Origin of the sequence: Streptomyces sp. NBC_01283 (assembly GCF_041435335.1) — a bacterium.
GTDB lineage: Bacteria > Actinomycetota > Actinomycetes > Streptomycetales > Streptomycetaceae > Streptomyces.
The window spans coordinates 9,129,130-9,138,195 of record NZ_CP108430.1 but is presented as its reverse complement, the minus strand read 5'-3'; the positions used below and the strand labels follow the sequence as shown (position 1 = coordinate 9,138,195).

Below are 9,066 nucleotides of genomic sequence, written 5' to 3'. Positions count from 1 at the left end.
GTGGCCGCTTGGTGGAATCAGCGGCGGGCGAGTTGTCGCTCGCCGCGGGTGCCGGGCTCATAGGTCAGGCCGTAATGCTGGAAGACCGCGGCTTCCTGCTCGGCCGGGAGCACGTCGTCGGTTCCGATCGAAGGAGCCTTGCGCACCAGCGACTTGGCATAGCGGATCTTGAGGTAGCCGGGTCCGGCGATCGCCTCGTCCAGGGGGACGAAGAGCAGCCGGTGGCGGGTCGGCAGCCCGGTGCGCACCGTGGCCATGGCCGGCTCGTCGGTGGTGGTGTCGACGTATACCGCTTCAAGGATGCCGATCTTGTGGCCTTCGATGTCCAGGACATTCTGGTCGCGCCACTCACGGACATCTGCAGACTGGATCATGTTCTTGCCTCCTCTGGGTACTTGGTTGCCGGTGCGGGAAGTCACCGCCGGTTCTCCGCATGAAGTCGCCGCAGGGCGCGGCGCAACTCCTTGTGCAGCGGCTCGGGGAACGCTTCGCCGTCGGCGGTGGCGACCAGAGCGGCAGACAGCTCGCGGAGTTTCACGTTGCTGTGCTGCGCTCTTTCCACCAGTGGACTTCTGGCCGTCCCGTTCGAACATGGAGCCAGGACCATCACCATGCCAATCGCCTGGTCAATCACCACCCGGACGGCCAGCGCCCGCAGTAACTGGTCATTGGCGGCACGTAGTTCGACGATGACCGGCTCTAGTGCCACGTCACCCCAGGCCACCTCTTCTGCCTGGCCTCTGGCCGTCTGGCCCATGAAGCCTGCCTCACTACGAAACGCTGGGTATCGGATGCCTGAGTCGGTTACCGGTGGTGCTGTTCGTCCCACCGGTCCTGGCGGTTCCAGCGCCCCTGGCGCCGGCGTCGGTAGCGGCGGGCCCAGCGGTTTTGGCGGTCCCGGTAGTCCCGATAGTCGCGGTACTCGAAATTGCCGCCCTGATCCCGGCTCCCCCCACCCCGGCCGTAGTGGACAACTCCGAAGATCAGCACGGCTGCGGCCGCCCACCACATGGGATTGAGAAATCCGAAGCCGAGCAGGGCCACGACAAGGATGGCGAACAAGACGATCACGGCGGGGCCTCCCGGGGCGGAACAGATCATCGCTGCCGGGGTCCCGGGCCTTGCTTCACAGCTTAGCCCTGTCCAGAGGTCGCGGATACGTTTCGACCCAGCCGCATAGCACCCAGCGCACCCGCCGCATATTCCGTGCACACGTGCCCACTTGACAGCTTGTCAGGAAATGAGGCGGCGATTAACGTCTGCCGTGCCGCCCCGGCCCCCGGCAGCATCGATTGGTTGCCGCGCCCCTCACAGGCGCCACTCGCGCACCGCAGACGGCACCGCCGCATCACGTACACTGCCGCCTTCGCCCTTGCCTCCCCCACAGCGACCACGGCAACGGCTCGATGCGCTCCACGCGGGCATCCCACCTCTGCCCACCTCACCGCACATGCCCCCAAGCAGGCGGTATTCATGTACGCGCTGGTCGCTCTCGTCCCCTTCATCCTGCTCGCCACCGTGATGAGCCTGTCCTGGTGGGAGGACCGCATCCTGCCGACGCCGGCCGACCCGACCGACCCTTCCCGCACGGCTCCGACAACCCCAGTGGGCCCGCACCCCACGCCTGACCCCACGCGGCTCAACGGCCGTTGACAGAAGTCATGAGCAGGCGTTGACTGGCGGCACGGCGTAGGACCGTGCCACTCCGGACCCTTCGGGTGCGGCATTTGACCTTCCCGCTTCGCCCGGACCCCGCGGATATCAGGAACCTCTCCGCGCGCTCTGGAGGCCCGGCGATGCTGTTCCGGACTCTTCTCCTTCTGCTCATCCTGGTGATCTTCGGGTTCGGCTTCACCATGCAGGTCCTCTGGTACGTCGCGGCGGTACTGCTGGCGGTCTGGCTCATCGCATTCGTCATGCGCGGCCGCAGCGGTGGCCTAAGTCGGTTCAGCCGCAGCCGCGGATAGCCCGGACCCCACCCGACAACGTCAGGCAAAGGACAGCCATGAGTACCGGAAACACGATCCGGAACAAAGTGCAGGCGTTCAAGGGCCGGATCACTCAGCGCGTCGGCCGCGGCACCCGCAACAAGCGGCTTGAGCGCGAGGGCAGGACCGACCGGATGTCCGGAAACCTCAAGCAGGCCGGCGACAAAGCCAAGAACGCCTTCCGACGCTGACCCCAAACACCCCGGGTGGCACACACGCCACGTGGACACCACCCGACCGGCGCCAACAGGGCACAACTCAATAGAGGTTGATGGGAAATGAAGCAGAGCACCGAACAGAGCACGAGGCGGAGAAGGCAGCCATGTTCATCATCGTGATCATCGCTGTGGTCGTCATCGCGGCGACCGTCCTCTTCTTCATCAAACGCACGCGGACTCCCGGCGGCGGCAAGCACGGACTGCAGAGCCGCTTCGGACCCGAGTACCAGCGCGCGATCACTGACCACGACGGTGACGTCAAAGCAGCCGAACGGGAACTCGGCGAGCGGGTGAAGCGGCACGGCTCGCTCCAGGAGCAGCCGCTGTCACCCGAGGAGCGCGAGTACTACGTGGCTCAGTGGGCCGACGTTCAGGAACAGTTCGTCACCTCGCCGCAGAAGGCGGTCGCTGAGGCCGACACGCTGTTGGCGCGGCTGGCCGCCGACCGGGGATACCCCGTCGGGGAGCAGTTCGAGGAGCGGATCGCCGCCCTCTCCGTCCACCACGCCCCCTACGTGCAGGGCTATCGCAGCATGCACATCGCGGCTCGCGGTCAGAGCGGCACCGAGGAGATGCGAGAGGCCATGGTCGAGGCCCGCAGACTCTTCGAAGCACTGGTCACCGCACAACCCACCCACAACGACCGGCACCATACCCAGTCCCCCGAAGACCACGGCCACCCGTCGTGGACACCCGGAAGGCGGCACGCCAAGGGAAGCGGCACATCATGAGGTACGACCAAGAACGCGCCCAGCAGCCTGCAACCGTGAGCCCGGAATCCGCGAAGCGGCGCACCCCACAGGCGCCTGGGGCCCAACCGGCCCGCGCACCGCACGAGTCCGGCATCAGCGCCGTCAATTCTGGTCAGACCCCGACGGAGATGCTGATCACGCAGGGCGACCGGGACAAGATGACCATGCGCCTCCAGCAGGCCCTGAGCCATTTCGTCGAGAACCCGCACCAGGCGGTCCAAGAGGCCGACAGCGTCTTCGAGGAAGCCGCCACCCACCTCACCAACGTGCTCACCGAACGACGCCACACCCTGCGCGCGAGCTGGCAGGACCCGGACACCGAAACACAGACCGAGGAACTACGCCTCGCGCTGCGCCAGTACCAGGAGACCACCGAGCGGCTGCTGCGCATCTGAACCAGGACGGGGCCAGTGGCACATCCTTTTCATGCGGGCCCAGCGCGGGCTGCGCGTGTCACGGCCCCTCGTCCACCGGCCGCACGGTCCAGCAGGTACCGCAGGAGGCCCCTGCCCGACCGGCGGCCGCGATGAGGAACTGCGGAGGGTTCGTCAGCGGATCCTCCGCCTCGATCCAAAGATCGTGGCCCGCCAGCCGCAGAGCGACACCATCCCCGTTCGGCACAGCGGTCCAGGTCGTATGCCCCGTACCGCTCGACAGCGTCGTCACGACCGCCCCGAACTCTGCGGCCGGCACCCCCAACAGCCTGCCGGTCGCCGCGTTCTTCAACTGCACTCCGGCCCCGAAGACATCCACACTCCAGCGCTCACGAGGGTCGCGAGCAGGAACGAGCAGCGCGGCAAAGCCGTCACCGACATCGACCGTCCCCAGCACCAGGCCCGCATCCGACTCCAGCGTCACGGTGCCAACCAGCACGACCATCGCCCCCCGGCTTCACCGAAACCTGTGACCGAACGCTGGCAGCCTCACACGCCTACGCCCGCGCCACAACCACACCGAGGCAGGTATCCCACTCACCCTGGCGGGATGGGTGCTACGCGGACTTCGAGGTTCCACAGTCAGCGCAGGGTGGCCATGCGGATCGTCGTCGGCACCGGCGCGGTACTTCCACGCCACGGCCTCGATCACCGTGCGGTGGCTGTGCCACCCGCGCCCCGTGCAGGCTGGCGTGAGAGCAGGTCCTTGATCCGCTTCCACGCTGTGTCGGTCACTGCGCACGCGTGATCAGTGTTGGGTGGGGCACTCGTCTGTCGGCGTAGCCACCGGAATCGCCTGTGGTTCGCCGCTCATCGGCAGGAAAAGACAGATGCTGGCATTCGTGGCGGCCGTGCTCTTCGTCATCGCCTTCGTCATCCACGCAACCGAGACGTCGACCGAGGCAGTCTTCAGCCCGACGAGTCTCATGCTCGTCGGGCTCGCCCTCCTCGCCCTGCACTCGGGCGGCCTGGGGTCCGGATGGTCCCCCCGCAGCCGCGGTCGCCGGCGCTGAGTGTTCTCGCTCTCCGACTGGACTGCCGAACGCGTGGCACGCCCGTCGCCGTCCGGCACACGTGCGGCGCCCGGTGATTCCGGGCCGCCGCACGTGTCGACTTGAGTGTGGTGTTACTGCACCCGACCCTCGACAGTCTCTGATGAGTTCTCTTCGGGCAGGTGCACGTCGTTGACGGAGATATTCACCTCGACGACTTCGAGGCCAGTCATTCGTTCCACCGCTCCGATCACGTTCTCGCGTATGTCCGCGGCGACCTCGGTGATGTTCACTCCATACTCCACGACCACTTCCAGGTCGATGGCGGTCTGCTTCTCGCCGACCTCAACCTTGACGCCGCGTCCCGCGCTGGAGCGTCCGCCGGGCACGCGATCGCGCATCGCGCCCACGGTGCGGCTGAATCCGCCTCCCAGTGCGTGGATTCCAGGCGCTTCGCGTGCGGCGATCCCGGCAATCTTCTCCACGACTCCATCCGCGATGGTCGTCTTGCCTCGGGTCGCCGCCAGCTCCCTCGCTCCGGTCTCCAGCGTCGTGCCGACGGCGGTGTGGGGGTCGTCGGGTCGGATCTTGTGCTGGGTCTGGCCGATCGGCTCCGTCACGCGAAGCCACCTCCTCGGAGTTCACGGACTTCCGTACGCAGACAGCCGTGGGTCACCACATTTCGCACCCGTCTCCAAGTTCCTTGTGGCACAACGGATATGCACACCAGATACCGCTGAACCCGGCTGATGACCAGCCCCTGAGAATGGGCAGCTTCCGGACACCTGCTCGGGCGGGATGGGGACTATCCTGAAGTACGGACGTCCTAGACCCCGGCGGACCTGTTGCTGCTCGACACAGATGGCTGCGGGGAGCGGACCACATCGTCCGGTCCCCCGGTGCATCCCTTGGAGGGGCTGAGCGACTCGTCCATGTGGACAGATTGTTGGACCGCCTGTTCGCCTACCTCCGCCGAATGTGTGCCTCTGCCAGGCGCATCCCGAGAGGAACCGGGAGTCCAATTCCTCTCCGTGGCTCTGCCCGGCGGATCTCTGGAGCTGAGGCGTCATGCCCTTACCGCAGTTGAACATCTACCGGCACGACAGAAGGACCCGGGCTCTGCTCACTCCGGCCGGTGAGATCGATCTTGAGACGGTGCCGCTGATGCGCGCGACGTTTGAGCGGTGCCTCCAGGACGGCGTGCGCATCACCGACGTCGATCTCACCCCTGTCACCTTCTGCGACTGCAGCGGCCTCAACACCTTTATCGAGGCGTTCCTGCACTCCAACGCGGCTGGGGGGACGCTACGGCTGCATTACCCGCCTCCCATGCCGGCACGGATGATCGCCCAAGCCGGTTGCGGCTACGCGCTCATGGGGCCACCTGCTGTTCCAGGACCAGCACCCCTCCAGGAACCCCCCTCCGCTGCCCCGGTTCCACTCCCCGTGACGTGTTTCGAGGCAGTGCGTCAGCTCACTCCCGCTGTCTCGGGCGGTGTGCTGTGACGGCCCGGCCCCGGCGGCAACAGCCACCGAAGCCCTCAGGCGACGAGTCGTCCGACATCGGCGGGGTGCGGCTGCGCCGGGTGAACCGCTGGCTGGTGGAAGACCTGCTGGAGGATCTGGCGGATCTGTACGTGGAGTCCTGCGAAAAGGAGCCGAGCGAGGACTACCGCAGTCGCAGTCGGCAGGACTTCCTGAAACGTCTGGCCGGTGACATCCGTCGACCGGGGTTCGCCATGGTGATCGCGGAGACGGACGGCTTGGTGGGATATGCCTACGGCTTCCCGGTGCGCAGCGACGGGTTCTGGTGGTTGGGGTTCGACGGCGAGTTGCCGCGCAGCATTGAGCAACTCACCGAGGCCGACCGGGTCTTCGCAATCACCAACATCCTGGTCCGCCCGCACCCTCAGGACCAGGCCCTGGCCTGCCGTCTGCAGGAGCGACTGTTGGGCGACCACCAGGCTTCACTGGGCGCCACCTTGGTGGATCAGGCCGATCATCCGGCCCTGTCTGCCTTCCGGGCCTGGGGGTGGCAGGACATCGGAGAGAGCTGGAAGCCGGCCGGCGCCACGGTCTTCCGTGTGTTGGTCCTCCCCCTCGGAGAGCGGACCAAGGCGAGGCTGGAAGGACTGGCCCATCACGCCTGGACTCGGTGGCCCGGATGATGCCCACCAGCCGGTCCTCCCGGATCCGCCTGCTGGTCGCCGAGCAGGCGGCCCTACGTGGTGCCCGGGTCGGGGTGATGGACGTCTGTACCGCGGCGGTGGCCGCGCTGCCGGTCGGTGGGGCCGGGGTGTCGGCGATGTCCCGGACCGGGGTGAGTCATCCTCTGTGCAGCACCGATGACATCTGTGAGCAGTTGGAAGAACTGCAGCTCATGCTGGGCGAAGGGCCGTGTGTGGATGCCTTCACACACGGTGCGGCCGTTCTGACGCCCGACCTGCGGATAGGTGCACTGGAGGACTGCTGGCCCGTTTTCGCCGACACGGCCTTGGAGACCGGGGCACGCGCTGTCTTCGCACTCCCGTTGCAGGTAGGGGCGATCAGCCCCGGGGTTCTGGACCTGTACGCCCAGGTCCCGGTCCGGTTGGACACCGAGGAGCTGGCCGACGCACTGGCCTTCGCCGATCTCGCGACATTGGTCCTGCTCGACGCCCGGATAGACGCGACGGGCGCACCGCCCAGCGACGGCGCAGCGAAGGGACGGAGCGAGGACCTGGACGGGTACCGGGCAGAGATCTCTCAGGCCACCGGCATGCTCACCGTCCAGCTCGGCGTCGGCATCGACGAAGCCTTCATGCGGCTGCGCGCCCACGCCTATGCCCACGGGCGTCGGCTCACCGTCGTGTCCGCCGACGTGGTCGCCCATCGGCTCCGCTTCTCCCCCGACACGGAGCCGCCCCGGAGCGACGACGACATATGACGCCCTCGACCGGGCCAGTGAACGCATAATGCGCCGCGCTTTCCTCCCCATTCGGGCGGGCTAGTCTCCATAGAGGATTTAGATGATGGATGAGCGACTCCTGGCCAAGACCTTCGTCGAGTTGGCAGACACGTTGGTCGCCGACTTCGACCTGATCGACTTCCTCCGCCTGCTGACCGACCGCTGTGTAGGGATGCTCGGCGCGAGCGCCGCCGGCGTGCTGCTCGCCGACCGCGACGGCGAACTGCGGGTGATGGCCGCCTCCGACGAACAGGTGCGCCTGCTGGAGCTCTTCCAGCTCCAGAACGACGAGGGCCCCTGCCTGGACTGCTACCGCACCGGGACGCCCGTGGCCGTCCCGGACCTGCGGACGGAGACCGCCCGCTGGCCCCGATTCACCGCCCGGGCCCAGCTTCACGGCTTCAGCGCGGTCCAGACCCTGCCCATGCGGCTGCGGGACGAGGTCGTCGGCGCACTGAACCTCTTCCGCGCCACCCCCGGCCCCTTCGATCCGCTGGGCACACCCATCGCCCAGGCCCTGGCCGACGTCGCCACCATCAGCCTCCTGCAACAGCGCACCACCCAACGCACCACGGTCCTCAATGAGCAATTGCAGACCGCGCTGAACAGCCGCGTACTGATCGAACAGGCCAAGGGAAAACTCGCCGAACGCCAGGGCATCGACATGGAACAGGCCTTCACCGCCCTGCGCAGCTACGCCCGCGCCCACAACCGCCGTCTCTCCGACGTGGCCCGCGCCTTCATCGACGACACCGAACCCCTCACTGATCTGATGTCCTGACCCCATGCCACAAAGAGTGACGGCCGCCCCTGGGACATCGCCAGCGCCCTCAGAAGACCGTTGTGGTCGACGCATCTTTCGCCGGGCTGCCCAGCAATGTCGCTCCGGGTACGGGCAGGGTCTCGGTGCCGGGAGCACCGGATCTGGGTCCGGCCCTCCTGAAGGAGCCGCGGCGGGCTGATCCCCACCGGCAGAGGTACCCGCCCGGCATGCGAACCCTCGAACCGCGTCCCGGCGAACGCACGAAGCTCGCTTCCTCGGCCACGAAAGGCCTGACCGGCAACCGCAGCGCACGCCGGGCCACCCTGCGCGGTACCGGCTCGCTGGCCCTTGCCTCCACCGCCATCCAGGCCACCACCAAGGCGCTCGGCAATCGCCGACCGCTCCGGCATCCGCCGAGCGGGGCAGCGACCTCTTACCGCACGGCCGGAGCCGCCGCCCTCGCAACGGCTGCCACCCTGGAGACACCCCGGCTGGGGGCCGCCGTCATTCCCCTCGCCGCGGGCATCGCCTTCTGCCGCCTCCGTTCCGGAGCACACACACCCGGCCGCGTCCTGGTGGACGCCTCGTTCGGCGTGGGGATCGCCGTGGCGACCTGCCGCTGGTGGCCGCTGTACCGCGACGAGCCCGCCGACAGCGCACGGCCCGTGGTCCCTGTTCCCGCTCTTCCGTCCGGCGAGGGTCTTGTCGTGGTCGCCTACAGCGACGCCGGTGGCGAAGCCCCGGCCGACATCGAACTACGCACTCTGCTACCTGTCCGCTCCCCAGTGATCCTGTGCCATCAGCGGACAGCAACGCAGTACCGATCCAGGACTATGCTGCGAAGCAGGCGCCCCAGACCCCGGCCGCGCACCGCCAATTGGACACGATGCCGTCCTGCGTGTCTTCCGGTCTTCTGAACCGAGGCGCCCCATGCACACCCCGCAGCACCCACACAAACCCGACAGCTCAGAG

At 67.5% G+C, this 9,066-nt stretch carries 16 protein-coding genes; 11 read left to right on the top strand and 5 right to left on the bottom strand.

The window, feature by feature from the left end; genetic code table 11:
* Positions 1–17 precede the first annotated feature (17 nt).
* Genes OG302_RS41395 through OG302_RS41385 form a run of 3 tightly spaced genes read right to left on the bottom strand, consistent with a single transcriptional unit; the run spans position 18 to position 1,071 of the window.
* Positions 18–374 carry a PRC-barrel domain-containing protein gene (locus OG302_RS41395; protein ID WP_371749904.1) on the bottom strand — a complete coding sequence of 119 codons (357 nt, stop codon included), beginning with the start codon at positions 372–374 and terminating at the stop codon, positions 18–20.
* A 41-nt stretch (positions 375–415) separates the two neighbouring features.
* A complete protein-coding gene (locus OG302_RS41390) occupies positions 416–757 on the bottom strand; it encodes an ANTAR domain-containing protein (protein WP_371749903.1) in 342 nt (113 codons plus the stop codon).
* 47 nt (positions 758–804) lie between these two features.
* Complete coding sequence (locus OG302_RS41385; protein ID WP_371749902.1) at positions 805–1,071, bottom strand: hypothetical protein; 267 nt, start codon at positions 1,069–1,071, stop codon at positions 805–807.
* 402 nt (positions 1,072–1,473) lie between these two features.
* On the opposite strand from OG302_RS41385, the gene OG302_RS41380 reads away from it, so the two are divergent.
* The 5 genes from OG302_RS41380 (at position 1,474) to OG302_RS41360 (ending at position 3,353) form a co-directional block, all read left to right on the top strand.
* Positions 1,474–1,653: a hypothetical protein gene (locus tag OG302_RS41380; protein WP_371749901.1), complete on the top strand. Its 180-nt coding sequence runs from the start codon at positions 1,474–1,476 to the stop codon at positions 1,651–1,653.
* Between the two features lie 143 nt (positions 1,654–1,796).
* The gene (locus OG302_RS41375) at positions 1,797–1,967 is read left to right on the top strand and encodes a hydrophobic protein (RefSeq protein WP_371749900.1); all 171 of its coding nucleotides are present in this window, start codon (positions 1,797–1,799) and stop codon (positions 1,965–1,967) included.
* 38 nt (positions 1,968–2,005) lie between these two features.
* Positions 2,006–2,179 (top strand): CsbD family protein, encoded by a 174-nt coding sequence (locus OG302_RS41370; RefSeq protein ID WP_371749899.1) that lies wholly within the window; start codon positions 2,006–2,008, stop codon positions 2,177–2,179.
* A gap of 131 nt (positions 2,180–2,310) precedes the next feature.
* Positions 2,311–2,937, top strand: a complete 627-nt coding sequence (locus OG302_RS41365; protein ID WP_371749898.1) for a hypothetical protein — start codon at positions 2,311–2,313, stop codon at positions 2,935–2,937.
* A gap of 35 nt (positions 2,938–2,972) precedes the next feature.
* On the top strand, positions 2,973–3,353 hold the full coding sequence (locus tag OG302_RS41360) for a hypothetical protein (RefSeq protein ID WP_371749897.1): 381 nt from the start codon (positions 2,973–2,975) through the stop codon (positions 3,351–3,353).
* 58 nt (positions 3,354–3,411) lie between these two features.
* Here the strand turns inward: OG302_RS41360 and OG302_RS41355 are convergent, their stop codons facing one another.
* On the bottom strand, positions 3,412–3,837 hold the full coding sequence (locus tag OG302_RS41355) for a hypothetical protein (protein WP_371749896.1): 426 nt from the start codon (positions 3,835–3,837) through the stop codon (positions 3,412–3,414).
* Between the two features lie 385 nt (positions 3,838–4,222).
* Here OG302_RS41355 and OG302_RS41350 point away from each other — a divergent pair, with 385 nt between their 5' ends.
* A complete protein-coding gene (locus OG302_RS41350) occupies positions 4,223–4,405 on the top strand; it encodes a hypothetical protein (RefSeq protein ID WP_160502375.1) in 183 nt (60 codons plus the stop codon).
* Between the two features lie 113 nt (positions 4,406–4,518).
* Here the strand turns inward: OG302_RS41350 and OG302_RS41345 are convergent, their stop codons facing one another.
* A complete protein-coding gene (locus OG302_RS41345) occupies positions 4,519–4,992 on the bottom strand; it encodes an Asp23/Gls24 family envelope stress response protein (protein ID WP_371750387.1) in 474 nt (157 codons plus the stop codon).
* Between the two features lie 460 nt (positions 4,993–5,452).
* On the opposite strand from OG302_RS41345, the gene OG302_RS41340 reads away from it, so the two are divergent.
* The 5 genes from OG302_RS41340 (at position 5,453) to OG302_RS41320 (ending at position 9,011) form a co-directional block, all read left to right on the top strand.
* Complete coding sequence (locus OG302_RS41340) at positions 5,453–5,890, top strand: STAS domain-containing protein (RefSeq protein WP_371749895.1); 438 nt, start codon at positions 5,453–5,455, stop codon at positions 5,888–5,890.
* Positions 5,887–6,552: a hypothetical protein gene (locus OG302_RS41335; protein WP_371749894.1), complete on the top strand. Its 666-nt coding sequence runs from the start codon at positions 5,887–5,889 to the stop codon at positions 6,550–6,552. Before OG302_RS41340 ends, OG302_RS41335 begins: the two co-directional genes overlap by 4 nt.
* Positions 6,549–7,310 carry an ANTAR domain-containing protein gene (locus OG302_RS41330; RefSeq protein WP_371749893.1) on the top strand — a complete coding sequence of 254 codons (762 nt, stop codon included), beginning with the start codon at positions 6,549–6,551 and terminating at the stop codon, positions 7,308–7,310. The genes OG302_RS41335 and OG302_RS41330 overlap by 4 nt, the downstream gene beginning before the upstream one ends.
* 85 nt (positions 7,311–7,395) lie before the next feature.
* Positions 7,396–8,112 (top strand): ANTAR domain-containing protein, encoded by a 717-nt coding sequence (locus OG302_RS41325; protein ID WP_371749892.1) that lies wholly within the window; start codon positions 7,396–7,398, stop codon positions 8,110–8,112.
* A gap of 209 nt (positions 8,113–8,321) precedes the next feature.
* Complete coding sequence (locus OG302_RS41320) at positions 8,322–9,011, top strand: hypothetical protein (protein WP_371749891.1); 690 nt, start codon at positions 8,322–8,324, stop codon at positions 9,009–9,011.
* Positions 9,012–9,066: the final 55 nt, after the last annotated feature.

Coding starts and splice junctions, on each gene's coding strand:
- OG302_RS41395 (WP_371749904.1), bottom strand. CDS start 374: ATGATCCAGTCTGCAGATGTCCGTGAGTGGCGCGACCAGAATGTCCTG.
- OG302_RS41390 (WP_371749903.1), bottom strand. CDS start 757: ATGGGCCAGACGGCCAGAGGCCAGGCAGAAGAGGTGGCCTGGGGTGAC.
- OG302_RS41380 (WP_371749901.1), top strand. CDS start 1,474: ATGTACGCGCTGGTCGCTCTCGTCCCCTTCATCCTGCTCGCCACCGTG.
- OG302_RS41375 (WP_371749900.1), top strand. CDS start 1,797: ATGCTGTTCCGGACTCTTCTCCTTCTGCTCATCCTGGTGATCTTCGGG.
- OG302_RS41370 (WP_371749899.1), top strand. CDS start 2,006: ATGAGTACCGGAAACACGATCCGGAACAAAGTGCAGGCGTTCAAGGGC.
- OG302_RS41365 (WP_371749898.1), top strand. CDS start 2,311: ATGTTCATCATCGTGATCATCGCTGTGGTCGTCATCGCGGCGACCGTC.
- OG302_RS41355 (WP_371749896.1), bottom strand. CDS start 3,837: ATGGTCGTGCTGGTTGGCACCGTGACGCTGGAGTCGGATGCGGGCCTG.
- OG302_RS41350 (WP_160502375.1), top strand. CDS start 4,223: ATGCTGGCATTCGTGGCGGCCGTGCTCTTCGTCATCGCCTTCGTCATC.
- OG302_RS41340 (WP_371749895.1), top strand. CDS start 5,453: ATGCCCTTACCGCAGTTGAACATCTACCGGCACGACAGAAGGACCCGG.
- OG302_RS41330 (WP_371749893.1), top strand. CDS start 6,549: ATGATGCCCACCAGCCGGTCCTCCCGGATCCGCCTGCTGGTCGCCGAG.
- OG302_RS41325 (WP_371749892.1), top strand. CDS start 7,396: ATGGATGAGCGACTCCTGGCCAAGACCTTCGTCGAGTTGGCAGACACG.
- OG302_RS41320 (WP_371749891.1), top strand. CDS start 8,322: ATGCGAACCCTCGAACCGCGTCCCGGCGAACGCACGAAGCTCGCTTCC.